We start from the raw sequence: 25,660 nt of genomic DNA, 5'->3' as shown, positions 1-25,660 counted from the left end.
ATAACTCTGGAAAGAACATGTCGAACAAGCCGCTTGTTGAGCTGACCAACATCTGTAAATACTACTCTAGTGGGGAGGCGGAAGTTCGCGCGCTAGACGGCGTTGACTTAACCATTAATCAAGGCGAGTTTCTTTCGATTCTTGGCCCGTCCGGTTCGGGTAAGTCAACGTTGATGAACATGCTCGGCTGTTTAGATAAGCCCACCGATGGCGAGTACCAACTTGGCGGCCAAAACGTCGCAAGTTTAAGTGCGAATGAGCTGGCTGGCATTCGTAACCAAAAGATCGGATTTGTCTTCCAAAGCTTTAACTTATTGGAATACGCGACGGCGCTTGATAACGTGGCACTGCCGTTGGTTTACTCTGGTATCAAAGCCAAAGAACGTCGCCAGCGCGCAGCTAAATTGCTAGAGCAAGTCGGGCTAGGGGATCGTTTAGACCATAAACCAAACCAGCTTTCTGGTGGTCAAAAGCAGAGAGTTGCTATCGCCAGAGCCTTGGTCAATGATCCGCAAATTATCTTAGCGGATGAACCAACGGGTGCATTGGATTCAAAATCCGGCGCAGAGATTGAAGCTTTGTTCAACCAACTCCACGCCGAAGGTAGAACATTGATCATCGTGACGCACGATAACGCTCTGGCAGAGCGCACTAAACGCATCATCACCATCAAAGACGGCAAGGTGATTTCGGATAGGGTGCCGGTAAGTAGGGAGAAATGAGCTTTTCTTAATTGAGAACTGAGTTTTAAGGGAAATAGCGATACAGAGGCTATCTCCCTTTACTTTTTATTCGCGATGTTCGTTTTGTCTCTCTTTTATCAAGTCATGCTTTTGTTCTTTAAGTAGAGTGATTGCGAGCTTAGTGTCCTCAATCAATTTACTGTTATCGTTGAGATCTTTGCTCTTCAAAGGCAAAACTAGATAATGAATGCTGCCATCTGCATTCTGTACTCCGGTAGCGATGATGACATCACCTTCAGACGCCGTACCAAAATACTCTGATACGACTTTGGTTTCGCTGACACCGTAGCTATCCAAATAGGATGACTCCGTATTGTCAAACAAGATAGGAACCCCTTGCTTAGCTAATGTTCGCAATTGTTTTTGCTTTTGCTCGTCGAATGGATAGTCGGTCGTACTGATGTAACTTACCTGTTCAGCTTCAATAAAATCGTACAGTTCATTGCTCAGTTCATTTAATGGGGCAGATATCCAAGGTGTAGCTGGAATGACGTCGGAAGTATCATCATTGCCACTTTGTGGTGTTGGAGTGGTAACCACCTTTTGAGCAGCATCGCTCTCAGGAGGCGTTACACTTATTGTCGCAGCGTCTTCTGTCTTGATTTGCTCGTCAAGGCTTGCAACAGGTTCGGTCTGGGCATTCTTGTTATTTGAATTAATCAGAAATATGGCGAGTACTGCACCAAGTGCTAGCGCCGATCCAGTCAAGAGTTTTTTATTACTTGTCATGTCTTACCGTTTATTTCATTAGTAAATACGGCGGCCACTTATTCACTCCGTGGCCGCAGGCTAATAAGTTAGTGGTAGAGCGCGTCATTCCAAGAGATAGTTACGGCTCGGCTAGTCTCTGTCCATTGACTGCTATCACGATTTTTCTTCCAGGTATTTTCTGGGGTGGTATACCAGCTACACCAGTCACGACCAAAGTAGTAATTGGTTTTTCGCCAACCTGCAACCAGCTTGACTTCTGATGTATCTAGGCCATCTTGAATATCATTTTTTCGATATACAACACCGACTTGCGGTTTAAAGTCAGAGCGCATCACGACAGGTAATTCGCTATAGTCAATTAAGTTGCCCATGTCACAGCTGGTCCAACGGTACAATAACCAGTCTTTAGGTGGAGTATTGTGGCGGATAGTCTGGTTTTCGATAAGCCAATTAATGCTCTCATTGGTCTGATCAAAATCAGCCACCGTCTGAAATTCTGGTTGATCGTAAGTTACGCGGTTGCTCCAGGAGATACCACCGCTAATATTTGGAGAATCAGAAGCACTGAAGCCAAGATTAAAGTCCAAAGACTCACTGACAGATGCTGTTGCAATAGTGTTTTCTGGAGCATGGCTCATATGACGTAAAGGGGCACCATTTAAATAACTCAGTGCCAGTTTAAAGGCTGTTGGGATTGTGTAACGGTAGTCTCCACCGGTGGCAAAACCATAGATCTGCTCTTTATTCGGTACATTAGTCATGTCGAAACCAGAGCCTCCGTTTAGAAGCAACTTGGCTTCCTTAGCTCCATTCGGCAGCAAAGATTGGTTCCAGACATTTTCTAATGAGTAAATTAAGCGGATTTTCTTCGAGCGTGCATCGCTATCATCGAGCTGTAGCAAGGTCGAAGTGTAAGCTTTTAATGTATCTTCAGCATGTGCTGGAGCTAGAGAACCAAGTAATGCGAGCGCGATAATACTCGCGGAAAGATGCTGTTTTTCCATTGTTGTTTCCTATTAGTCAGCCCATAAAGGTTATTATTGGGTTTTAACAATAACTCTATGGGTGTTTTATAATTATGGACTGGTTATTAATTGGTGCTCAATAATTGAGCGGTGAAATATTGCATCTTGTTTTTTAATAAAAAAAGGAAAAGTATAGATTCGTGGGATTAATGTCTCATAGTTTTTAAATTCACTACTCAACTATAATAAATAAGAATTCGGTTATTAAGTCTTGCCTTTTTAAGTTGTTACTTAATTTTTATTTTCTAATATTATGTTTAAATTTCCTTATTGACAGAAGTGAAATTTATAAGTGTTAACCATGTTATTGTTGAGGTTTTTGTTATTGGTTTTTCGAGCTTAATGTAATAGTTGGGTGACAAAGTCCGTCAATGAATTTGTCATATTCGTGTATGAGATTATATGTTCTTTTAAAACGGAAAAATTAAACTTTACGTTTGAGATGGTAAATATAGGAAAGAAATAAATAATCATCTTTCCGAGGATATAAAATGTAAGGTGCTTTTAATTAAACGAATGCTTGAATAAATTATGGAGTGTGAAAAGTGCTATTTAAGCTACGCTGTCCTATATTCCAGGTAGCGTCTCGTTTATACAATGCGTTTTCTAGGCTTAAAACTGGTTTACGTACTGTTAATCCCTTATCAGTTTCTTAATTACACATATTGGCAATATGCTCGCCAAGTTACGTGTATTGGTGTCAATGAAAAACAGTATCTACGATAGTGCCCTCTGGGTTGGAACTCCCACTATGAATTTCTTTCATGTTCAATGTGAAGCAATACCAATATTACTCAACTCGTGAAGCAAGTATAAAAAGGACTGCTCTAGTGTTAGGCACTGCGACCGTCATTTTTAGAACGAACTGTTCGTCGTAAGTGCTGTTGAACCTAACGATTGGGAAAACCAAAAAACAAAAATGTCCCCATGCACAGAGTTAGGAAAAGTCTGCTTTATCTAAGGAAATAGGATACCAACTCACGATGAATAACGATTTCACATTTGCTATCAAAAGCATTCGCTTTGATGAGAATTACCAACCATCAGACAACACGCGAATCACTACCAACTTTGCTAATCTGGCTCGCGGAAACTACCGCCGAGAGAATCTGCGCAATGCACTCCGAATGATCGACAATCGTTTTAATGCGTTGGCATATTGGGATAACGCGCAAGGTGACCGCTACTCAGTAGAGCTTGAAATCATCTCTGTTGATATGGGTATCCAAGGCAGTGGAGAAGCCTTCCCAACGATTGAAGTGCTCAAAACTAACATTGTTGACCACAACACTAACGAGCGCATCGAAGGCATTGTGGGTAACAACTTCTCTTCATACGTGCGTGATTACGACTTTAGCGTTTTGCTGTTGGACCACAACAAAAACCAGCCACAGTTCAGCATCCCTGCGAACTTTGGTGATTTGCATGGTAAACTGTTCAAAGCTTTCGTTAATTCTGAGTCTTACAAACAGCATTTCAAAAAGCTGCCTGTGATTTGTTTGAGCGTATCGGACAACAAAGTATACCGACGCACCGAAAATCAACATCCTGTTTTGGGCTTTGAATATCAGCCGAACGAATCTTCGTTGACGGAGCAGTACTTCAAAAAGATGGGCTTACAGGTGCGCTACTTTATGCCACCAAACAGTGTCGCACCATTGGCATTCTATTTCTTCGGTGACTTGCTGAACGACTACTCAAACCTAGAGCTTATCAGTACGATCAGCACGATGGAGACATTCCAGAAGATTTACCGACCTGAGATTTACAATGCCAACGCGGTTGCCGGTAATTGCTACCAGCCAAACCTAAAAAACCTAGACCACTCGCTAACTCAAATCGTTTACGACCGAGAAGAGCGCAGCCAACTGGCGATTGAACAAGGGAAATTTGCCGAGGAGTATTTCATCAAACCTTATCAATCTGTGCTTGAACAATGGTCTGCAAACTACGCGTAATTGACAACGAGAATCTAGAAAGGAATGACGATGAAAACACTATTACCGACTTCAACGGCTGGCAGCTTACCAAAACCTTCTTGGCTGGCAGAACCAGAAAAACTTTGGTCACCGTGGAAACTCCAAGGTGAAGAACTGATTGATGGCAAACGCGATGCGTTACGTGTCGCTTTGCAAGAACAAGAACTGGCAGGCGTTGATATCGTCAGTGATGGCGAGCAAACTCGCCAACATTTTGTGACGACCTTTATTGAGCATTTAAGCGGCGTAGATTTTGAAAACCGTAAAACGGTGACCATTCGCAACCGTTATGAAGCAAGTGTTCCGACGGTGGTTGGCCCAGTAAGCCGCACAAAGCCCGTGTTTGTTGAAGACGCAAAGTTCTTGCGTCAGCAAACTAAGCAACCTATCAAGTGGGCGCTGCCAGGCCCTATGACGATGATCGACACGCTTTATGATGATCATTACGGTAGCCGTGAAAAGCTGGCTTGGGAATTTGCAAAGATCCTCAATCAAGAAGCGAAAGAGCTTGAAGCGGCAGGTGTCGACATCATTCAGTTTGATGAGCCTGCGTTCAATGTGTTCTTTGATGATGTGAACGAGTGGGGCATTGCATGTTTAGAGCGTGCGATTGAAGGGCTGAAATGTGAAACGGCGGTGCATATCTGCTATGGCTACGGCATCAAAGCGAACACGGATTGGAAGCAAACGCTAGGCACTGAATGGCGACAATACGAAGAAGTATTCCCTAAATTGCAGCAATCGAATATCGATATTATCTCGCTCGAATGTCATAACTCACGAGTGCCTATTGAGTTACTTGAGTTGATTCGCGGTAAGAAAGTGATGGTTGGTGCGATTGACGTTGCAACCAACGAAATTGAAACGCCAGAAGAAGTGGCGAATACACTGCGAGAGGCATTGAAATACGTTGATGCCGACAAGCTTTACCCATGTACCAACTGCGGTATGGCGCCTTTGTCTCGTGAAGTATCGAGCGCTAAGCTTAATGCGCTAAGTGCGGGCGCGGAGATCATTCGTAAAGAGTTGGTGGGTTGATATTAAGACTTGGGCTCGACACCATAAACTAAAGTTAGGGTCATTCCAGCGAGTCTAAACGAGACTAGGAATCTACTAACAACTCACTGGAAAATGGCGATAACCTTAGAACTTCACAGCACTCGGTGGGTAGCTCCTGAATCACCTCGTCCCTCGTTGTTCAGGATGACGGATGTTGGGAGATACGTTACTCACATACCCAATTATTTGGTTTGTATCCAAGATTGGGTCATTCCAGCGAGTCTAAACGAAACTAGGAATCTGATTACAACTCACTGGAAAATGGCGATAACCTTAGAACTTCACAGCACTCGGTGGGTAGCTCCTGAATCACCTCGTCCCTCGTTGTTCAGTATGACGGTTGTTAAGAGATACGTTACTCACGTACTCAACTATTTGGCTTGTATTCAAAGTTGGGTCATTCCAGCGAGTCTAGACGAGACTAGGAATCTGCTAACAACTCGCTGGGAGATGGCGATAAGCTAGGAACTTCAAAGCTCTCGGTGGGTAGATCCTGAATCACGCTCGTTCCTCGATGTTTAGGATGACCGTTTTAAATAAAAATGCCGCTCGCAGTAACTCGCAGTAAAGTGAGCGGCATAGTTTGTTTTCCGTTTTCAGCCCTCGGCCAAGGCTTAATTCAACTCCACATTCCTCATCTCAGGATGCTTTAGCAACATCACACGAATCCAGTGATGCACCACCCACATCACCATCGCGGTGAGCAGAACCGCAACGAAAATCGAGCTGAAACGGTACAAGATTGAAAAGAACGCGTCTTTTTGTTCTGGCACCAATGAGGTCGTCAGCGGAACCGATAGGGCAGACATGGCAGAAAACGCGATAGCCGCTTTAATTTGCCCCTTTGTGAGCCACAAGCAGAATGGCCCCATGGCAATGGTAAAGGCGAGCCAAAAGAGTAGCCCATGCCCATACCAACTGCCCAATATGAGCTGAACAACCATCCCTGCGATGCAGCCTAGTGCGGTGCCGATGATGCGAATTTTTGCCATGGCGAGCGAGCCCGCTAAAGTCATTGGGGTTAGGATGATCAAAATGGAAGCTTGTGCGGATAACGAGTCATATAAGTCCGCTACTTGGAATACGATAAACGCCGCCATCGCCACTACCCAACCCATGGCAACTTGGCTGATGTAGTCAATATCGCTTTTCACTGGGGTCGACATCTCAATGTGCTCGGCGGAGGATTTTGGCTCCGGGAACAACCAATACGCGAATGCGCAAACAAAAATATTGCTGAACGCCATCACCCACATGTTGACGTTGAACTCTTCAATATCCATGAAGTTATAGCTGGCAAAGTTCAACACAATTGAACCCACCAACAACCCCATGTAACCAAACAAATAGGCTTTCTGGTTCATCATTGCAATGCACTTGAACAGCATCATAATTCCGACGGCAACGGTCATTAATGTTGGATGAAACTGCAAGTATTCCAGCAAAAATGTGGCTTGTATGGTTGTCCACACCGCAGAGAAAAACACGATCAATAAAGCCGAAAGATTAAAGTGGTCCATTCTGCCCAAAATAAACAACGGCATCATGATGGCAAAAAATCCGTAAGACCAACCGAAGACCATGCTTAGCGCAAGCCCTAAAGAGCAGCCGAACCAAATTCGTAAGGTTTTCATTGTCGCCGCCTAGTAAATGAAGTGGAACCAGCTTGCGAGGTGAATCTGTGCTTGCGCCATCCACTGCCAGAAAATGTTGTTGTCTGGGTACAAAACAATGGTAGCGCGAGAGCCGACAAACAGTGCTGGTGGTAACTCTTCGCTGCTGGTTAGGTTCACTCGTGTACGCTGTGCATCACGTACCCAGCGGTTGTTCACTTCCACTTTGGTTAGTGCGCCATTAGGCGTTTGTTGTGCGGCTGCTACACCGTAATCGCGGCTAGCTAAATCAAAGTCGTACACCGAACCTGGGTTGGCATCAAATGTGACCAAGGCGTGGAAAGTCTTGTCTACGTTCGCGACGGACTTTTCACGAAAATCAGCGGCTACCCAGAGTGATCCTGTTGGTACAAATGTCAGCAATGGCATGTTGGTGTTTGCCATCGTGCCAACTTCTAGTTGCAGGTTGGTCACGACACCATCACTGGGAGCGAGTACCGCGGTATTTGCCAAATCAAGTTGCGCCTTTTCGATGCCGTTTTTGGCAATTCGAACGGCGGTGCTTTGACCTTTTTGATCGCCTAATTGCGCCTCAATGACTTTTAAGTTTTGTCGTTCTGCTTTAAGCGCTGCGCGTGATACCTGATTTTGGGCAAAGGCATTATCGAGTGTCGATTGAGAGATGACTTTCTGCTTCGATAACGTCAGTAAGCGGTTGTATTCGCGGTGTGCATTATCAAATGTTGCTTGTGCGCGGGCAATATTGGCAAGAGCGGCTTCGCGTTGAGAATACAGCGTTGCTTCTTTTTCATAAGCGGATTGCAGAGACAGCTCCGCCTGTTCAAGCGCTATCTTGTATTTACGATCATCAATCGTAAACAACACATCGCCTTTTTGAACGGACTGGTTATTCTCGATGAGAACGTCGGTCACTTTACCAGATACCTCGGGCGCGACTTGGACAACGTATCCTTGCACTCGTCCTTCGGTCGTTATGGGGGCGTGGCGGTCAGCAATGATAATGTACAAAAATAGTACGATGAACAGGACAATCAAAGTTCGCATCCAGTGTTTGAATTTTTGGTCAGCCGTCATTACAAGTTCCGTTAAACATATTGGATAGCGGATTATAGAGAAGTCACGCACAATTCAGTAGAATGATAATACGAACATAAGTGACCTAAAAATAGGACAATGAACGTTAGTTTTGATGATATTTACCTATTCACTCAGACGGTGGTTCACGGCGGTATAAGTGCAGCGGCAGAGGCGAATCAACTACAACGCTCAAAAGTGAGTCGTCGCCTGCAAGAATTAGAGAAATCGCTCGGGGTACAGCTTTTGATCCGCACAACACGCAGCATTGAGTTGACGGAGCACGGGAAACGCTTGTTTGAGTTGGTGGGGCAGCCTATTGACCATATTCAGCAAGGTTTAAATGCCATGCACGAATATCAACAAGAGCTGACGGGCAAGGTGCGTTTAGCCATTCCTTCCGCATTGATGAGCTCTGCCGCGTTTAACGCGATCATCACCGAGTACACAACGCGGTATCCGGAGATTTCGGTCGAGATTGAAAACCATCAAGAGAGTGTCGATCTTAAGCGTCAATCGTTTGATTTACAGCTTCTTCCGAGCGTGGTCAAAGTCACCGATGACAGCTATGTGCAGTTCAGTCTTTTGCCTTATCGTAGTCACTTTGTTGCGTCAAAAGCCTATCTAGAATCGCATCCGCCAGTAAAAACGGTGGAAGATCTTAAGCAGCATCGCCTTTTAACTAATCGTTACAATGCCGATTTGCTCGATTCAGATCTGCATGTGGCGTTGCGCTCGGACGACCTCAACTTGCTGCGCTCGATGGCGATAGCAGGAAACGGCATCGCGTTTATTCCTCAAATTCATTCCAAGCCTGCACTGAGAGACGGTTTGTTGGTCGAGGTGCTGCCTCAATTCGCGCATCCGAAGCAGCATCTTACTCTGATTTATCCCTCGGCCTTATTTCTGCCCAATAAAGTCAAAGCCTTGATTGAACTAATTCGAGAGAAATTTAAATAGTCAGTTCAAACCACCCTTACCTAAGGGCAAATGTGTGAGCGAAGGTCATCTTTCTAGGTTTTATTGCTCTAACATGAAAGGGTTCTGATACATTAACTGTTGCTCAACTTATTGAATATGGTTTGTGGTCGCACAAGATAGGAGATGGAAATGTTATCGAAAGGAAACACGGGCCTGATTGTGGTGGATGTTCAGGGCAAACTCGCTACATTAATGCATGAAAGTGACTCACTGATTGAAAATATCACGAAACTTGTAAAGGGTGCCAAAGCACTAGATTTGCCTATTGTGTGGCTAGAACAGAATCCAGAAAGGTTGGGCCCAACCGCGAAGCCGATTCGTGAAGTGCTTGAAAGCACGCATTTACCTATTACCAAGTACACGTTTGATGGTTGCAAAGAGGCGACGTTTAAGGTCGCGGTGGAGAACGCGAAAGTTGATACCTGGTTGGTTTGCGGTATTGAATCCCACATTTGCGTCTATCAAACCGCGGTTTCTCTGCGCCAGTCCGGTTATCGCGTTGAATTAGTCACGGATTGTGTATCTTCCCGAACCGCTGCCAATAAAGCGCTCGCTCTTGCGAAGCTAACCGCTAACGGTGTGGTGCTCACTGGGCTAGAAATGTGTTTGTATGAAATGGTCGAAGATTGCCTAGCACCTGAATTCAAAGAAATTCTGGCGCTCATCAAATAGTGTAATCACTGTAATCAGCAACAACTTTATTTGAACACGCTATTCAAATTCTCGTTGATATCTTGGCAACATCGACTCGTTGCCAAGTAACCCGCCTTGGTGAATGTAAATCACCGTTTTATCTGTGTTCTCTTCCAACCAAGGGGTGAGGCATTGCCACATATACGGGTCGTATAACAGGTCAAATTCGAGGTCGGTTTGCTCAAAGAGCGCTTTCCATGTGATGTAATCTTCTTCGTACAAGCGACCAAAATGGTGTTTGTTGCGCACGGTTAAAATGGTTGGGTGGCTGTTTTCACCGAGCTGGTTGAACTGCTCAGTTAAGTAATCTGCATCGCCTACGCAAGGGCAAGTTAGCACTTCTATGCCGTGTGGGCTTAAATGTTTATGAAGATATAAAGCGGTCGTGCCGGTGCCTGATGGCAGGGCGACGGTAAACTGCTCTTTACCTCTCAATCGTGTCCAATCAAGAATTTCTCGTGCTAACTGTTTGATGCCAGCTTCAGCGAGGTGGGAACGTCCACCCTCTGGAATCAGCAATGTCGACTCATCTAATCTTCGTACTTGGTGGATGTATTCACTAGGGTGGAGTTCGCTACCTATGTCTTGCATGGCGGTGATTTTCATACCCAAATCGAGAGCGCCGCGATAGTTTCCGATGGGGGAGCTTTTTAGCCAAGATGGAATGTGATGAACACAAAACTCAAATGCCCAACCTTTAATCTGGGCGAGAGCCGCTAGCGAGTACATGGCATTAGATTGAGCGGAGCCAAAGCTTATTAACGTGGTGATATCGGGATTTTGCTCTTCCATTAACGTCATAAACTTACGTGCTTTGTTCCCGGAAAAGTGGGAGTGGAGCATGTCGTCACGTTTAAGGAAAAATTTGCGCCCATTAAAGCTATGTTGGGTGATAGGACTTTCTGAGAGTTTCATGTCGATGCTGACGGAATAAACCGTGTCACCTTTGCCATTTAAAAAGGTGGCACAGTGTACCCGTTATTGAATGAAGATCAAAAGTATCGAGATCTTGTGTTCTACATTTCTTCGTCTTGCGACTCGCCATCAGTTACCTCGGTTGAAAGATCGATAGTAGCCACGCAGCCGTCATTTGGATGTGTATCAATAGTGAATTGCCAGCCATAGCGTCGGCATAAGTCGTCCACAATCATGAGTCCCAAACCATGGCCTTCGGCATCTGGCACGGAAGAGAAGCCTTCGCCTTCATCTCTCACCGACAGTGTGGTATCGGTCATGGTGATATGAATTGTTCCCGCTGACGTGGCTGCAATGCCGTTGCGAATTAAATTACTCAATGTAATGTTGAGTACCGCGGTGGTCGCTTTGGTTTGCGGGTGACCCCATATCTGTACATTAAATTCCAACGACTTTTCATCGGCTTGCGCTTGGCTAAGAGCCAAGATGTTGTGAAGCTCTTGCTCTGAGAGGGTTCGAACGGGGCTGTCGTCGGTGTTGCGTTCATATCGAACCAAACCCAACAAAGCATCAACCATGGTCGACATCTGCTGAGTTGCATCTTGAATACGGCCAATCTGACGTTCTTGAAATGACGTACTTGGGCTTCTGGCTAGCAAGCTGCTTGAACCTTTCATCACTGTGAGCGGAGTTCTCAGTTCATGACTGGCATATCGTGCAAAAGCTTGTTCACGTTTAATCACTTGATTGATTTGATGTCGATATTCATTAAGCTGATTTGCGAGCGTTTGGAATTCATTTGCAGAGCCTTCAGGGACAACAAATTTTTGTGTGGTGTCACCTTGATGGCGGTCCAGTTGCGTTTTTAGGGCACTAACAGGTTCAATGAGACGCAGAGAAAGTCTCGATAATAGGCTGCCAAAAATCAAAAGTAACCCGATTACAACCGCAAGCACCATAACGAGAACAAACATGAACTCGTTAGATGTAATTTCTATCTCATCAATCAGAGAGATCAGAATAATAGGATGTTCCTCTCCATCTTGCGTGTAGGTGCTCATGTAAATCATGCGAGTGTCTGGTTCGTCAGCAACTTCAGCGAGAAAGTACTTTTTATCTTGAATGAAGGGTTGATAGAGCTCAGGGACGAGATTGATGTCGTTGTATGCCGTTGTCAGTAAATCTAGTTTGATGATTCCGCTATCAGGATGGTTTCGAAAGTGCTCAATCGCCTCTTTTTTATCGATCATAATGCGTCGTTCACCGACGCGATCTTCCGACCATAATAGCGCTCCGCTAACCAATGCGAAGCATAGCAAGCCAATCACAACCGACACTAGAAGGAAGAAGAGTTCAAGGCGTCCGGTTAAGCTTTGTGTATTGTTAAATAAGCGGCGAATCATGCCCCGGGCTCCAATCGGAAGCCGACTTTTGGAATAGTTTTCAAAACGTGCTCTTTGAATGGTTTGTCGAGCTGCCCACGCAATTGATAAATATGGCTACGCAACACATCGTTATTTGGCTCATCTTCTTGCCATAATCGGAAAGCAATCTCCTCACGTGTGACCACTTCTGGCGCGTTTTTCACCAGCATTTCTAGAATCGTGTACGTGGTTGGATTCAACGCCAACAGCTTATCTTGACGGTAGGCTTGATGCGTTTTTTGATCGATAGACACTTCGCCATACTGGAGTTTGGTTGATGCAACCGTACCGCGGTAGCGTTTAATCAATGCAGTCATGCGTGCTTCAAGAATATCGAGATCAAACGGTTTGGTGAGGTAGTCGTCGGCGCCGTGTTGGAAGCCTTTGAGCATGTCGTCTCGGCTATCAAGTGCTGTCAGCATCAACACCGGAGTGTTATTACCTGCATCGCGTAGCTTGTTGCACAGTGTTAGGCCATCCATGCGCGGCAGCATGAGGTCGAGCAAAATGATGTCAAACGCATTATCCATCGCCAGTTTTAAGCCTAGCTCACCGTTGTCGGCATAATCCAGCTGCATGCCAGCACACTCAAAATAATCAAACAACATTCCCGCTATTTCACGATTATCTTCTACCAAAAGTACACGCTTCATTTATTCTTATCCAATCTCGATAAATTCGAATGTTGATCTTAACGAACATTATTCACTATAGGTGTGAAAAAGTTGTCGACGATGATTTTCTCACCTTTGTGTCGGTTTTCAATGTCTAGCTTGAATACCGTCTTATTATCCAAGTAAATCTACGATCTTTTGTTCATATCTATCAATTTCTCTTGATGTATAAATGGGGTGGATTATTTGATTCTGTTAACTCTATATAAAACATGTAGATACTAAATTATTAATGTGACCTTGAGCACATTGTTAGTAATTACTGATTTTTACTGACCCACTCATAGAAAAAGTTCTTACTTCTCTTAAGTCCCTTTTTTAATTATGGCTATTGCTTTTAAATACAAACGCTTAGATTCTCCTTTTTGAGATAATTCAATTAAATCAATGGCTTCATGTATAAGCGAAAATCTGCATTATTTTATTTTTATTAATAAAACTACATTTTCTGTTCTTGCTCTGTTCATAAATGAAAGCTTTCCATTAACTTTACTTGTTTAAAATCCATGATCCTTCCAATGCTTAATGCCAGATAAAAATCAATTTGTGAGGCGATCATGTTTAACAGTATACGCACTCGAATTGCTGTCAGTGCGGGTGGGGCAATGGCCTTCACTCTATTGATTGCAATGGGTATGACAACCAATGCGTTCACTCAAGTGAATGAACAAATCACTACAAAAGTAAAATCTCAACTGACCGAAGCCACCACGACCGACCTGAGTAATACGGCGATTCAGCAAGGGCTGAATATTTCCAACCAGTTAGAACCAGTGTTGGCGAACTTAAAGCAAGCGCGTTCAATTATCGAATTAAGCGCAGAGACGACCGCGACGCCAGACATTATTGTTAAACAGTTTATTGCGTCGCTAGAAGCTCAGAACAAAGCTGTGTTTGCTGGTTACATGGTATGGGAAAAGCCATCGTGGGTTGAGCCAACGATTCAAGACAAAAGCCTTGGCTTTAATAGCGAAGGCTACTTAGCACCATTCTTTTCGCCAAATTCGCACAACAGTTTTGATGTCGTGGCGATGGATAGCTTTAGCAATACTGAATTAAACAACAACGGTGAGCGTAAAGACGATTGGCACTTGATGCCTTTCGAAACGGGCAAAACGTTCGTGATGGAACCGTACATGTATCCGGTTCGCGGCAAACAAGAACTGATCACGACCATCAGCCAACCAATCAAGTTACGTGGCGAGATCATAGGCTCTCTCGGTTTTGATTTGTCATTGAACGAGTTACAAAGCCAAAGTGAAGATTACGCGAGCGACTTGTTTGATGGACAAGGCCGTATTCTGATTTCTTCGTGGAAAGGCATCACACTGGCGAACAGCAGCCAAGCGGATCAAGTGGGCAAAAAAGTCTCTCATGAATTGGCGTCTCAATGGGCTCGTATTCAATCCATTGCGAAACAAAAGGGCGCAGGCCTTGTGACGTTTGGCGGGGATGAGTATGCGATTACTGCAATTGAAACCAGCGATGCGCCTTGGATCGTTATGGTGTCGGTTCCCAGTAGCTTCCTTAAAAAGAACGTGGATGACTACGAGCGATGGAGTGAAGAACAAAGTGCAGAAGCTCTTGAAAAGGGAGTGTGGGCAGGGATTATTGCGGCTCTGATTGGTATTGTTGCGATGACGATGATCGCGACCTCGTTGGGCAAAGTGTTAACTAACTTAGTGGAGCGTTTTAAAGACGCAGCACAAGGCGAGGGTGACCTAACTTACCGCATTGAGGTGAAAGGTAAGGACGAAACCGCCCAACTGGCGCACTGGTTTAATACCTTCCTCGCTCGCATTCAGGAAATGCTTTTAACCGTAATGGCGACGGCGGATCAAGTCGATAAAAGTGCAAGTGAAGGTCAAGCTCGCGCGGCAGCTTCGAGAGATCAACTGAACGTTCAAGTGAACGAAGTCAACTCGCTAGCAACGGCGATTAATGAGATGAGCGCAACCGCACAAGAAGTGGCAAATTCTGCGGTACAAGCAGCAGCGGCGGCAAGCCAAGTTCAAAGCAATAGTGCGAATGGCATGTCGCGTATGGACAATGCTGCAAGCGCGGTGGATAACCTCGCTTCGCAAGTGAATGATGCACAGCACCAGACGCAGAATTTGGTGGCTTCAAGCACGGCGATTCAGGGGATTCTGAGTGAGATTGGTGGCATTGCCGATCAAACCAACTTGTTGGCTCTGAACGCTGCGATTGAAGCTGCGCGTGCTGGTGAAGCGGGTCGTGGTTTTGCTGTGGTAGCCGATGAAGTCGGCAACCTTGCAACGCGCACACAAGGCTCGACAGAAGAAATTCGTGCAATGTTGGCTCGTTTGGAGCAAGAAACGCAATCAATCGTCCTGTTAATGGAGCAAAGCCAGAAGCAAGCGGTGGATACCAAAGAAGAAACACAAGCAGCGCAGTTGGCGTTGGCCGAAATCAACCAAGCTATTGAAGTGATTAATGATATGAATAATCAGATCGCTTCAGCGGCAGAAGAGCAAAGCTCGGTGTCAGAAGAGATCAACCGTAATGTGGTTGTGATTAATGATACGGCGATGGAAGTGATGGATACCATGTCATCTTCTGTAGCGATCAGCAATGAACTGACAGTAAAAGCCAGTGATCTTCACGGTGAGTTGAGTAAGTTCAAGTTGTCTTAATCAAGTAAGTGAGAGAGTTTAACCCAACTTAAAACGTTTACTTCTCACAAAAAAAAGGCTCCAGAGTTACCTCTGGAGCCCTTTTTAATGCTTGTTTTGAACTATGAAGCGGGAGTGGCTTGCTGTTCACCAGTTGCTTTTAAGCGTTCGATTTCTGATTCAGTTTGCCACTTACCGTTGTAAAGGTATTCACGCTCAGGAAGCGGGGCATTTGACGCCCTTAAATCAAATACCTCATCGGTTTGATATTCTTTACTACAAACAGGAATACTAAAGAGCCTTGATTCTGGCTTTGCTTCAAACAACTTTTTATGGTCATCGACCTCGGTACAATTCAGTTTGTAGACCTTTGACAGTTGCGCGACCATGGATTCTAAATCCGCTTCAGTTTTAAAGAAAACATAACAATCGAATCGATCTTGTGAGCGAAAGATAGTCTTATGAGCAGTATCTCGATATCTGCATATGTCATGCTTAAAATAGAACTGGATCACTTTCCTTTTCTTGTTGTAGTCCGCAAAAAGCCAATCTTCTCGTTCGCCCACTTTAACTTCTGTTCGTTCATCAGGCTGGCGTTTTAACATACCAAATGAAAGCAAAATGAAGGCACCTGCTCCAGCTAATGCCATCGGACCAACCAGTGCTACCATAATCACACACACCACTGCACCTATCCAGCCAACAGCTTGCGTAGCGGTATTTACCCATTTAGGCATATTGCGACGCTTTTTCATCACAAAGCCTTTATCTGAAAAAATGTAGTCATATCGATAATCGAGGCCAATCGTAAGGTAAAAAGCTCCAGACACCATCACCGACAAAATAAAAGAAAAAATAGTTACGCCAACCGTGTCACTCGTGTGTATAAACAAAGTTAATAGGAATGGGGCGATCACAAATGGAAACGCAAAAAGTTTAAAGTAATAGCGAAATGGTTCCTCTACATCATACTTATGCCAAGTTGTTACATTATCACCTGCGAGTATTTCCTGCTCTTGCGCCTCTTGATAAACTGCTAATTCTTCTGGGGTGACGTAAAATGGTGAATATGCCAAGGGTTACTCCTTAAAACCTAATGTGCCAACAACTGAGGTGAGTGACTTTTTAATGATGTTTTGTTTGGTATTGTCTGAAATTACGCTATGAGTTGCACTCTGTTTTACGCTATTTTGGAACCAATACTCACGCTTTGATGGGGCATCATCTTCCACATCATACGCTACTTGCATGGCAAGGTATTGATCGGTCTCTTTAATCGGCAATGTTACCTTATACACCAGTAACTCTTTGCTAGCTTGGCTCTGTGTTTGTAGCGTGACTAAATCTGCGTTTTGATACCAAGAGCCGGACGTCAAATCATCTTCTGTTGCCTTGGTGTTGGTACTCACTGTAACACCATTCGTTGCAGCACGATGTGGCAGCTGAATATGCACTTCCAAGCCAACTAGCTCATGATGCGTATAGCCTGGATAAGCCTGTATTTTTTCAATAGGCTGATGGTATACCGTTGGCTGTTGAATAATAGATTGTAAGTCAAACAGTGCTTGTTGCACCAATGCTGAATTGTGCTTCTCTCTTTCGGGCAAGCTTGCAGATTGGCTCCACTGAGTACGACTCGGGTGATAACCCCAAGGCAGTTTATCTAACCATTTTTGGAAATCATCTTGTTTCAGTTTGTTGAGTTTATAATTGATGGCTAGGTATGTAACTGTAAGAATAACTAAAGCTGCCGTTATTGGGCCTCCAAAAAGTAAGTTAGTCGAAAAAGTACCAGTAGAGGCTCCTACGAACTGAAACGCACCAATCGCACCAGTTAAACCAAGCGTTACGGTATTTGCTAAATACAATTTGCTTTCGAGACCATAAACGTCATCTACACTCTGCCAAGAACGGTAAGCCTCAATACCTGAAGCCAGCGCTCCTAAAGCACCTGTAATCGCGAGCCATTTATTAAAAACTTTTAAGTCATCTAGAATCAGGTTTTCAAAGCCTTTTGTATTTCTGTCTACTAAATTTTTAAGAGTTTTTAGCGAATGCTCTCTGAGCTCGTCACTGCCCTTAACCTTATCCCATAGTTTCCCAGTACGAATGCCCGTCCAAGCACCGGCCGTGTAAAACAGCTTTTGTTGAATATCTAAGAAATCATCTTGGGTAATGAGCCCAGTTTTTTGAATACTGTTCATTGCATCAGCAAGTGCGAGGCAGTTAAAAATCAGAGCTAAGAAGCCCAAACCGCCTACATCTTCAAACCGTTTCTTGAGGTTGTTTAATCGGTTATCCCATATGTCTTTACGCATTCGAATTGTTGCCTCAAGTACGTCATCTGGAAGTTCTATGTACTGAGGGTATTCCAACGTCGCAACGGCCAAGCTTTTTTGAAGGTGCCGCTGTTGCTGGAGAACCTTCTTATACTCCGTGTTTGATATAGTTTTATCACCCTTGTTGAAGGCTGCTAACACTTCCTTGTTTTGGTTCGATGCGATGAGTTTTTTATCATGATTGGATTTCCAAGAACCAAAATTTTGTGCGTAGCCTTTGTTGATATTGATTGGAGTGTCTATCGACAAACGTTCTACAACGGCAGCTCTTAGGTAAAAACTTGTTCGGGTGAGCGGTTTTGACAATAGAGATATCATTAAGATAGACGCTTGGGCTGTTAGGCTAACGCCAACCTCTATTACCCCCTTGAGTAAAGCGCTGTTAGTCGCTTTGAATATGCTATCTAGCCCATCGAATCCTTTTGCTATATCTCTTAGAAATTCGGTTTCTGCAGTATTTGGGTTAGAAATAAAGTCCATTACTTTTGCATACATACCCACACGGTTACTTGCTGCCGAAACGTAGTCCATAAACTGTTTGTCTGAGCTTTCAGTGTCTGGAACAATTTTGGCGACGCCTACTTCACCTACCTGATTTGAAACTTGTTCAGGAATTAATTTCTCCACTTGTTTAAAGAGACTACGACTAAATCCGGAAGTGTAGAGAGCGAGTAAACTGGTTGGTTTCTCCCATTGGCTTTCTGCCCATTGGCGGTCTTCTTCTTGCACCACCAAAGTAAATGACTCAACCGCTTGCTTATGAAGTTGATACAAGCTGTATTGCGTGTCTTCACTGTATAGGTCGAAGGTTCTTTCGAGATGATGCGGTGTCAAAGACTCCATTACAGCGATAAAGTCGGTTTTTACTGAAACAACTTCGGCAAGCATGGTTTCTTTTTGTTCTGACAGCTCTTGCATCTCGCTCAGCATTTGCTTCCAGTTCAGCTGCTTGCGCCAGCGTTCAGTCGCTATCCATTGTTCGTATTTACCAAATCGGTTTGCTGAAATTCGATATTTGTCCTGTATCGCTTTGGCAATGTCACTTTGAGTATGTTGGTGTGATTCAATCGCTCCGGCAGAAAACTTGGCAGGATAGCCGGACTGAACTGAGTTTTTGTTTTGTTCTGCTAAATCAAGTTGGTGGGAGGAATCATAATACTCAGCCATGTCGGTATAAAACGATAGCTCTTCGCCGTTACGCTTAACGCTAGCTGGCATGTCTATCTCGTCACTTGCCCCGAACATGCACAGTTGCATGGCGGTCTGCATTAAGTTCCACTGGTTTGAAAACTGATCAATGAAAAGGCGGTAGGGGCTTGCTGCGCCAACAAAATGCAGCGACATGTCTTGAATGTCTGCGGCGTAATCTTTTATCGCGACGAAGTAGCCCGATTCTTCTTCTGGAATCGCAGAGGTTAAGTCACTCTCGGCTGCGACAGGTTTAAAGGTAGAACCATCTTCGTCAGCTTTGGTAGCGATGCCAGAATCTGCAAAACGCCCATCATCAACTGCAGAAGGTTCAATATCAGCCACTTGAGTTAACTTATCGATTGGTGCAATGTTGTGCTGATTCTCGTTTGCAGACAGAACAATGGTTTGCATGCGATCGATATGATTACTCGGATTGTTAAGGACGCGCATGAACGTGTGCCATGTCCACCGGTGCTCAGAGAAACAAATCGATAGTACGCTTCCGTTGACGTAAGTAAGGAAAGGCCTTGCATCTTGTGGTGTCCCACGCTGTTCTGATTTTGGGCTTTCTGATTCTCCCAACTTATAGAGCGTGAATTGCGTTCCTTTGATTTCGTATTCGTCTAAGCTTTTGTTAATTGCATCATAGACATACAGCCAACCATCGCGTAGTTGACGCAGGGTGTAGCCAACGGTATTGAGTTTGGCTGGGCCTTGGCCTTTCCATTCTTCAGGCAAACCAAAAGGTTGTGTTTCTTCCGTTTCTAGCTGATCGATGGCGTAGCGAACAGGGATGAAGTGTGCCGGTAAAGCCTCTGTTGGTTCTTTCTCGTTTTTTAAATTGAGAGGTTCTGGTTCTGACGGCGGTGGCGGGGCGATTTTTTTTGTTTCTCCCTCCCAAAACATACTGCGCTCTGGGGGGGAGCCAGCAAGATCATCGGATTCCGTGGTTGGGACGATATTCAGCGATTTCAGCGTACCATCGCTTTCAAATGCCTGAACGGCCTCCTCATAGGTATAGCTGTTGTCGTGCCAGAACATCGAAGTTTTTGGAGGAAGTGGATTACTCATCGTTAGCCCATGTTTAAGAGTTTTACTCTATTACGCAAATATCGCACCAAAATAAAGTAATTAAAAATCAATGAGTTAGTTTTGTATTATTTTTCTTCAATCAAATAATTGTTTGTTTTTCCAATAAGTTGGTTGGTGTTTACCATTTTTTGTATTGATTGAATCAAAGTTTGAGTTGTGAGTGATACCTCAATGAACCGACAAAACAAAAGGGCTCCAGAGTTACCTCTGGAGCCCTTTCTAGTATTTAAGTGCTGAAGAATTAACGACGCTTTGGTTTACGTTGACCAGCTGGTTTGCCTTGTCCTTGTGGGCGACCTTGACCTTGTGGCTTGCTACCTGCTGGGCGGTTTGCACCGTTGCCGCTAGGACGTTGGCCGTTGCTTGCAGGGCGTTGACTACCTTTTGAACCGCCTTCAGAGCGTTTGTTCAAATGACCACCGAAGCCCGGTTGGTTTTTGGTATGTTTGGTTGCAAAGCGGTTTGCCCCGTGACGACCAGATTTACGACGTTGTGCAGGTGTTTGTGCTTCAATGTCTTCCGCAGGAACGAGACAGCCTTGTTTGTCACCAATCAAATGTTTTTTACCCATGCTGATTAGGGCTTCTCGGATCATTGGCCAGTTTGCTGGATCGTGGTAACGCAACAGCGCTTTATGTAGGCGACGTTGACGTTCACCTTTTGCTACAGGTACATCTTCACGTTTCTTATACTTCACTCGTTTCAGAGGGTTTGTCTCTGAGTAGTACATCGACGTTGCGTTACACATTGGCGAAGGGTAGAAGTTTTGTACTTGGTCACACTCGAAGTTGTTTTTCTTCAGCCACAGAGCAAGGTTCAGCATGTCTTCGTCTTCTGTGCCTGGGTGCGCAGAGATAAAGTAAGGGATTAAGTACTGCTTCTTACCCGCTTCTGCGCTGTACTTCTCGAACATCTCTTTAAAGCGATCGTACGTGCCCATACCCGGTTTCATCATCAGATCAAGAGGGCCTTTCTCTGTATGTTCCGGTGCAATTTTCAAGTAACCACCTACGTGGTGAGTCACGAGCTCTTTCACGTATTCTGGTGATTCAATCGCAAGGTCATAGCGTACGCCAGATGCGACCATCACTTTCTTCACGCCTTCTACTTTACGCGCCTCGCGGTATAGATCGATGGTGTGTTTATGGTCTGTATTTAACTTGTTACAGATGCCCGGGAATACACAGGATGGACGACGACAGTTCGCTTCCGCTTTTGGATCTTTACAGCCCAGACGGTACATGTTTGCAGTCGGGCCACCAAGATCGGAAATTGTGCCGGTAAAGCCCGGAACTTTGTCGCGAATTTCTTCAATTTCGTTAATGATTGACTCTTTCGAGCGGTTTTGAATGATTCGGCCTTCGTGCTCGGTAATCGAACAGAAAGAACAGCCACCAAAACAACCACGCATGATGTTCACAGACGTTTTGATCATGTCATACGCTGGAATTTTTGCTTTGCCGTACATAGGATGAGGAACACGCGCGTAAGGCAAGCCAAACACAAAATCCATCTCTTCGGTTGTCAATGGGATTGGGGCTTGGTTTACCCAAAGTTCACGATCACCATGGCTTTGAAGTAACGCTCGGCCAGAGTACGGGTTTGTTTCTAAATGCAATACACGACTTGCGTGGGCATAAAGAATGCGATCGTTTCTTAGTTTTTCAAAAGAAGGTAAGCGAACCGCAGTTGTCGCAGCATCGTGGCGTGATGGGCGAATCGTGATTGGTTGTGCAACTGGCTCATCTTTTTTAGTTTCACACTGAGTTTCTACTTCGTATGGGTTCTTTGGTACGAACGCTTCTTTACGAGGTTTTTCAATGCGAGAAGAATCGATAACCGTGTAGCCTTCTGGCGCGGCTGGCAGGTTCACGGCTGTACCACGAATATTAGTCATGGTGCTGATGTCTTCACCATTTGCGATGCGATGCGCTACTTCTACAAGTGCACGCTCTGCGTTACCGAAAAGTAGGATGTCTGCTTTTGCATCAAACAGTACCGAACGGCGAACTTTGTCTGACCAGTAATCGTAGTGCGCAACACGGCGTAGGCTGGCTTCGATACCACCTAAAACAATAGGCACTTCTTTATAGGCTTCACGACAACGCTGAGAGTAAACCAAAGTCGCGCGGTCTGGGCGTTTACCACCTTCGTTATTGGGGGTGTACGCGTCATCGTGACGAAGTTTTTTATCCGCGGTGTAACGGTTGATCATGGAGTCCATGTTACCCGCAGTGATCCCGAAGAACAGATTTGGCTTACCAAGCTGCATGAATGCATCTTTGTTTTGCCATTCTGGTTGAGCAATGATACCGACACGGAAACCTTGTGCTTCTAGCAGACGGCCAATGATAGCCATACCAAAGCTTGGGTGATCCACGTAAGCGTCACCGGTTACGATGATAATGTCACAGCTATCCCACCCTAGGGCGTCCATTTCTTTGCGACTGGTCGGCAAGAAAGGTGCCGTACCAAAACACTCTGCCCAGTATTTTTTGTACTCATGAATAGGAGTGATGTTATTGGTCATATTTTGCTCTCTGTTCCAGGGAGCGCGAATTATAGCGATTTGAGGATCAGGTATCTATACCAAACTCATCTATTCAAGCTTAGTTCATCGAGTTTTATTTGGTTTGCAAAAATATCAAGGCCATATCGGCGATTTTATGTCTAATATCACCTTGAAAGCCTCATGGTTATAGGTCGAGTCGTGAAAAATGTCGCAATGTTAATACAACCAATAAGCAATGATGTGCTTATTAAAAACAACGCCTATAATCAAATTAATGCATAGGAAAATGCAAAAAGCCGAACAAGCTCTGAAAAGGTTCTAAGTCGATTGGCTTACGTTGCCAGAATCTATTTTACAAGAGGATCAGCAGGTCCCAAATGGAATAAGGCACGTTGACTACGAGCCCTGAGCATGAGGCTAATTAAAAGGGGGGCTAGGGAATGAGTGACTCAACAACAATAGCACATGAAAAAGTGCAACCGACATCCAATCCGACTCCAGTGATTGAATGGTCTTACAAGATTGATACTCGCGAATTCGAATGCGACCAGCAAGGAATGGCAAATGCTTTTGGGTTAAATACGCCAGTCACCTGCTTAGATGATTTGTTTGAGCACATGCTGATGGGGCAACAGGAAACACTAAGGCAACGAATTTTAGAAGTGGAGCTCCTAGGTGGGCAAGGTCGTTTTTCTTGTTGCATGATGCTTAATGAAGCTCGCTTAATACATGTCACAATTAGCTTTGAAAAGCTCAATGAGCGTATTGTTCAAGGCTCTATCATCCCTCAATTGACGATCACTGGCTGCGAAGAGTTAGCGAAAATTCTCGAAACGATTTTTGATTTACCGAATGTAGGGGTTTTAGTCGCGGACGAAGACACCCGAATCTTGGGTTGTAACCGTGCCTTTGAATTGCAAATGGGTTATCAAAACCGTGATTTGGTTGGACTTAAAACCTATATCTTTAGCACATCTCACCATAGTCAGGCGTTTTACGACCAACTCTGGCAACATATTGATGATGAAGGATACTGGAGCGGTAATTTATTGAGTAGAACTGCAAATGGTAGTAATCAGGCACATCATCTTTGTATCTATCGGCTAACATTTCATTCTGGACGGATTCTTTATCTCGGCTTCTCTACTGACATTTCGGCTTCCTTGTTGTGGATGAAAAATCGCTGTGAACAACAACATGATTGGTCAGCTTTTTTGCCTTCTAGAGAAGAGTTCGAACTGCAATTAGCTAATTTGGCGAACGAAAGTGGGAGTAAAGAACTCAATATCGTCATGACTCTCAGACCAAATTTTTCTGAAAAATGCTTACTTGAACAGCAACTAGGCTTCGCCGATTTTATTATGCGAAGCCGCTACACCAGTATAGCGGGTCAACTTTCTAGGGATGTGTTTGTTGTCTGTTTACAAACTCCTCACTGTCAATGGCTAAGTCCTTTACGTTTGATTCAAATTGCGATGAAAGGGTTCTTCACTGAGCTTAGGAATGAAATGGGAACAAAAATGCATACCACTATCGTCGAGGGACAAACGGGTGTGTCAATCCTCGGCTATGATACAAACAGGCCAAAGCAAGCGTTAGCGCATGCAGCCCAGGCGATGTTGTCCTCACTTTCTGGAGAAGGTGGCTATTTTAATTTTTATAATAGTGAGCTTCATTCTGAGTTAGTCAAACGCCAGCATTTAGAGGCGTTTTTGGAAGCGCAAATAGACAGTGGGCTGGTGGATGTTCATTTTCAACCAATAATTGACAGCCGAACTGGTAAAGTCGTTAAGTTCGAGGCCTTAGCGCGCTTTTATCATGAAAGTGATGCCTATAGCACTCAAGAGATGATTACTGTTATTGAAGATTTAGAGTTGATTGCGGCTCTGGATGATGAGGTTTGTCAAGCCGCGCTCAAACACTTTCCGCGCTTGCAAGACATATATGGCGAGGAAATAGGGTTAACCATCAATCGCTCACTGAATACTAAATTGGATTCGCTCCAGGTTCTTCAGCGTTCGCATGACCTAATTAAAGCCAGTGGTGTCGATCCTAAACGAGTCACGATTGAGCTGACGGAAACAGCGTATTTTGAGCAAGACGAAGAGCATACGCAAGCGCTAGAGCAAGTGCGCAAAGAGGGCATTAAAATTGCGATTGATGACTTCGGTACAGGGTATTCTTCTTTTTCTTACCTAGAGAAAGGGCAGTTTGATTTACTGAAAATCGACCGAAAATTCGTTAAGAACATTCAGCATGGCAATACCAGTTATAATATTGTCAAAATGGTCACTGATCTTGCTCAGCAAATGAATGTAAAAGTGGTTGCCGAGGGCGTGGAGTCAGAACAGGAGCTTCAAACATTGGCTGAAATAGGTGTGGATTACATGCAAGGCTTTTTGTTCTCTCGTGCTCGGCCTGTCGATTTGATGGAGAAAGCGGAAAGTTACGAACATTTGTTTTCGGGTGTTGCTGTCAAACCAAAACAAGATGATGTATTGCAATCACTGAGCCATGAAGAGGTCAGGCACCTTGATCCCGGGGAGCCATTATCGTTGGCGGTGGAATATATGAGTTTAAGTCCAAGTTCGCCGTTGGTTGTCATTAACGAAAAGCGCTGTGTTGGCTTAGTTACCAAAGAGCAAGTTAACTTACACCTAACGCCTTCCATGGGGACCGAATTAGAGACTGAGCGAGAAAATTGGATTTGGAAACGTCCGGTGAACCAGATAATGAGCACGGAGTTTGTGCTCGTCAATGCGCACTTATCTGTTGCTGCTATTCGAGAACTAATCAAAACAGGCATTCGCTTCCCGTGGGTTTTATGTGATGAAAAAGAAGAATACAGAGGCGTGTTAACTCAAGAAGATGCGTTGAAGTATCTCGCTTCTTGTTGAATAAAAAGTCACGCTGTTCTAGTACATTTGGGGATAGACTTTCGGTGGTTTGACGATAGGTGATTTGCTATTATCGCCACCCCA

The 25,660-nt window shown here is 44.5% G+C and carries 17 protein-coding genes; 7 read left to right on the top strand and 10 right to left on the bottom strand.

What is annotated here, in order from left to right; genetic code table 11:
* The first annotated feature begins 17 nt into the window (after positions 1-17).
* Complete coding sequence (locus NDJ01_RS00595) at positions 18-722, top strand: ABC transporter ATP-binding protein (protein ID WP_130545155.1); 705 nt, start codon at positions 18-20, stop codon at positions 720-722.
* Between the two features lie 66 nt (positions 723-788).
* Here NDJ01_RS00595 and NDJ01_RS00590 read toward each other — a convergent pair whose 3' ends face one another.
* Both NDJ01_RS00590 and NDJ01_RS00585 read right to left on the bottom strand, forming a co-directional pair.
* A complete protein-coding gene (locus tag NDJ01_RS00590; RefSeq protein WP_145532930.1) occupies positions 789-1,472 on the bottom strand; it encodes a topoisomerase I in 684 nt (227 codons plus the stop codon).
* A 68-nt stretch (positions 1,473-1,540) separates the two neighbouring features.
* On the bottom strand, positions 1,541-2,458 hold the full coding sequence (locus tag NDJ01_RS00585; protein WP_053809756.1) for a leukocidin family pore-forming toxin: 918 nt from the start codon (positions 2,456-2,458) through the stop codon (positions 1,541-1,543).
* A 1,004-nt stretch (positions 2,459-3,462) separates the two neighbouring features.
* On the opposite strand from NDJ01_RS00585, the gene NDJ01_RS00580 reads away from it, so the two are divergent.
* Together NDJ01_RS00580 and NDJ01_RS00575 are read left to right on the top strand one after the other, a co-directional pair.
* Positions 3,463-4,437: a DUF1852 domain-containing protein gene (locus NDJ01_RS00580; protein ID WP_258586074.1), complete on the top strand. Its 975-nt coding sequence runs from the start codon at positions 3,463-3,465 to the stop codon at positions 4,435-4,437.
* A gap of 30 nt (positions 4,438-4,467) precedes the next feature.
* Positions 4,468-5,496 carry a methionine synthase gene (locus tag NDJ01_RS00575; RefSeq protein WP_258586073.1) on the top strand — a complete coding sequence of 343 codons (1,029 nt, stop codon included), beginning with the start codon at positions 4,468-4,470 and terminating at the stop codon, positions 5,494-5,496.
* A gap of 635 nt (positions 5,497-6,131) precedes the next feature.
* Here NDJ01_RS00575 and NDJ01_RS00570 read toward each other — a convergent pair.
* Both NDJ01_RS00570 and NDJ01_RS00565 read right to left on the bottom strand, forming a co-directional pair.
* Positions 6,132-7,151, bottom strand: coding sequence for a DUF2955 domain-containing protein (locus NDJ01_RS00570; RefSeq protein WP_258586072.1), 1,020 nt, complete (start codon positions 7,149-7,151; stop codon positions 6,132-6,134).
* Between the two features lie 9 nt (positions 7,152-7,160).
* Positions 7,161-8,225: an HlyD family secretion protein gene (locus NDJ01_RS00565; RefSeq protein ID WP_258586071.1), complete on the bottom strand. Its 1,065-nt coding sequence runs from the start codon at positions 8,223-8,225 to the stop codon at positions 7,161-7,163.
* Between the two features lie 99 nt (positions 8,226-8,324).
* Between NDJ01_RS00565 and NDJ01_RS00560 the strand changes: the two genes are divergently transcribed.
* Both NDJ01_RS00560 and NDJ01_RS00555 read left to right on the top strand, forming a co-directional pair.
* Positions 8,325-9,185 carry a LysR family transcriptional regulator gene (locus tag NDJ01_RS00560; protein ID WP_005376746.1) on the top strand — a complete coding sequence of 287 codons (861 nt, stop codon included), beginning with the start codon at positions 8,325-8,327 and terminating at the stop codon, positions 9,183-9,185.
* A 150-nt stretch (positions 9,186-9,335) separates the two neighbouring features.
* Positions 9,336-9,878, top strand: a complete 543-nt coding sequence (locus NDJ01_RS00555) for a hydrolase (protein WP_258586070.1) — start codon at positions 9,336-9,338, stop codon at positions 9,876-9,878.
* A 39-nt stretch (positions 9,879-9,917) separates the two neighbouring features.
* Here the strand turns inward: NDJ01_RS00555 and NDJ01_RS00550 are convergent, their stop codons facing one another.
* The 3 genes from NDJ01_RS00550 to NDJ01_RS00540 all read right to left on the bottom strand — a co-directional run bounded on the left by NDJ01_RS00550 (position 9,918) and on the right by NDJ01_RS00540 (position 12,891).
* Positions 9,918-10,814 (bottom strand): 1-aminocyclopropane-1-carboxylate deaminase/D-cysteine desulfhydrase, encoded by an 897-nt coding sequence (locus NDJ01_RS00550; protein ID WP_258586069.1) that lies wholly within the window; start codon positions 10,812-10,814, stop codon positions 9,918-9,920.
* 101 nt (positions 10,815-10,915) lie between these two features.
* Positions 10,916-12,217: a HAMP domain-containing sensor histidine kinase gene (locus NDJ01_RS00545; RefSeq protein ID WP_258586068.1), complete on the bottom strand. Its 1,302-nt coding sequence runs from the start codon at positions 12,215-12,217 to the stop codon at positions 10,916-10,918.
* Positions 12,214-12,891 carry a response regulator transcription factor gene (locus NDJ01_RS00540; protein WP_048625732.1) on the bottom strand — a complete coding sequence of 226 codons (678 nt, stop codon included), beginning with the start codon at positions 12,889-12,891 and terminating at the stop codon, positions 12,214-12,216. The genes NDJ01_RS00545 and NDJ01_RS00540 overlap by 4 nt, the downstream gene beginning before the upstream one ends.
* A gap of 578 nt (positions 12,892-13,469) precedes the next feature.
* On the opposite strand from NDJ01_RS00540, the gene NDJ01_RS00535 reads away from it, so the two are divergent.
* Positions 13,470-15,566: a methyl-accepting chemotaxis protein gene (locus NDJ01_RS00535; RefSeq protein WP_258586067.1), complete on the top strand. Its 2,097-nt coding sequence runs from the start codon at positions 13,470-13,472 to the stop codon at positions 15,564-15,566.
* A 101-nt stretch (positions 15,567-15,667) separates the two neighbouring features.
* Here the strand turns inward: NDJ01_RS00535 and NDJ01_RS00530 are convergent, their stop codons facing one another.
* The 3 genes from NDJ01_RS00530 to NDJ01_RS00520 all read right to left on the bottom strand — a co-directional run bounded on the left by NDJ01_RS00530 (position 15,668) and on the right by NDJ01_RS00520 (position 22,697).
* Positions 15,668-16,621: a hypothetical protein gene (locus NDJ01_RS00530; RefSeq protein ID WP_048625730.1), complete on the bottom strand. Its 954-nt coding sequence runs from the start codon at positions 16,619-16,621 to the stop codon at positions 15,668-15,670.
* Positions 16,622-16,624: 3 nt separating this feature from the next.
* Positions 16,625-20,146: a T6SS effector BTH_I2691 family protein gene (locus NDJ01_RS00525; protein ID WP_258586066.1), complete on the bottom strand. Its 3,522-nt coding sequence runs from the start codon at positions 20,144-20,146 to the stop codon at positions 16,625-16,627.
* A 262-nt stretch (positions 20,147-20,408) separates the two neighbouring features.
* Positions 20,409-22,697 (bottom strand): YgiQ family radical SAM protein, encoded by a 2,289-nt coding sequence (locus NDJ01_RS00520; protein ID WP_253644754.1) that lies wholly within the window; start codon positions 22,695-22,697, stop codon positions 20,409-20,411.
* A gap of 422 nt (positions 22,698-23,119) precedes the next feature.
* On the opposite strand from NDJ01_RS00520, the gene NDJ01_RS00515 reads away from it, so the two are divergent.
* Positions 23,120-25,576 carry an EAL domain-containing protein gene (locus NDJ01_RS00515; RefSeq protein WP_258586065.1) on the top strand — a complete coding sequence of 819 codons (2,457 nt, stop codon included), beginning with the start codon at positions 23,120-23,122 and terminating at the stop codon, positions 25,574-25,576.
* The last annotated feature ends 84 nt before the right edge of the window (positions 25,577-25,660 follow it).

The sequence above is a fragment of the Vibrio sp. HS-50-1 genome, from assembly GCF_024747315.1.
GTDB classification, from domain to species: domain Bacteria; phylum Pseudomonadota; class Gammaproteobacteria; order Enterobacterales; family Vibrionaceae; genus Vibrio; species Vibrio diabolicus.
The sequence above is the reverse complement of the archived record's forward strand: the minus strand, read 5'-3'. Positions and strand labels throughout refer to the sequence as shown.

Excerpts from the sequence above, each read along its gene's own strand:
- NDJ01_RS00595 (WP_130545155.1), top strand. The coding sequence starts at position 18 with ATGTCGAACAAGCCGCTTGTTGAGCTGACCAACATCTGTAAATACTAC.
- NDJ01_RS00590 (WP_145532930.1), bottom strand. The coding sequence starts at position 1,472 with ATGACAAGTAATAAAAAACTCTTGACTGGATCGGCGCTAGCACTTGGT.
- NDJ01_RS00585 (WP_053809756.1), bottom strand. The coding sequence starts at position 2,458 with ATGGAAAAACAGCATCTTTCCGCGAGTATTATCGCGCTCGCATTACTT.
- NDJ01_RS00580 (WP_258586074.1), top strand. The coding sequence starts at position 3,463 with ATGAATAACGATTTCACATTTGCTATCAAAAGCATTCGCTTTGATGAG.
- NDJ01_RS00575 (WP_258586073.1), top strand. The coding sequence starts at position 4,468 with ATGAAAACACTATTACCGACTTCAACGGCTGGCAGCTTACCAAAACCT.
- NDJ01_RS00570 (WP_258586072.1), bottom strand. The coding sequence starts at position 7,151 with ATGAAAACCTTACGAATTTGGTTCGGCTGCTCTTTAGGGCTTGCGCTA.
- NDJ01_RS00565 (WP_258586071.1), bottom strand. The coding sequence starts at position 8,225 with ATGACGGCTGACCAAAAATTCAAACACTGGATGCGAACTTTGATTGTC.
- NDJ01_RS00560 (WP_005376746.1), top strand. The coding sequence starts at position 8,325 with ATGAACGTTAGTTTTGATGATATTTACCTATTCACTCAGACGGTGGTT.
- NDJ01_RS00555 (WP_258586070.1), top strand. The coding sequence starts at position 9,336 with ATGTTATCGAAAGGAAACACGGGCCTGATTGTGGTGGATGTTCAGGGC.
- NDJ01_RS00550 (WP_258586069.1), bottom strand. The coding sequence starts at position 10,814 with ATGAAACTCTCAGAAAGTCCTATCACCCAACATAGCTTTAATGGGCGC.
- NDJ01_RS00545 (WP_258586068.1), bottom strand. The coding sequence starts at position 12,217 with ATGATTCGCCGCTTATTTAACAATACACAAAGCTTAACCGGACGCCTT.
- NDJ01_RS00540 (WP_048625732.1), bottom strand. The coding sequence starts at position 12,891 with ATGAAGCGTGTACTTTTGGTAGAAGATAATCGTGAAATAGCGGGAATG.
- NDJ01_RS00535 (WP_258586067.1), top strand. The coding sequence starts at position 13,470 with ATGTTTAACAGTATACGCACTCGAATTGCTGTCAGTGCGGGTGGGGCA.
- NDJ01_RS00525 (WP_258586066.1), bottom strand. The coding sequence starts at position 20,146 with ATGAGTAATCCACTTCCTCCAAAAACTTCGATGTTCTGGCACGACAAC.
- NDJ01_RS00520 (WP_253644754.1), bottom strand. The coding sequence starts at position 22,697 with ATGACCAATAACATCACTCCTATTCATGAGTACAAAAAATACTGGGCA.
- NDJ01_RS00515 (WP_258586065.1), top strand. The coding sequence starts at position 23,120 with ATGAGTGACTCAACAACAATAGCACATGAAAAAGTGCAACCGACATCC.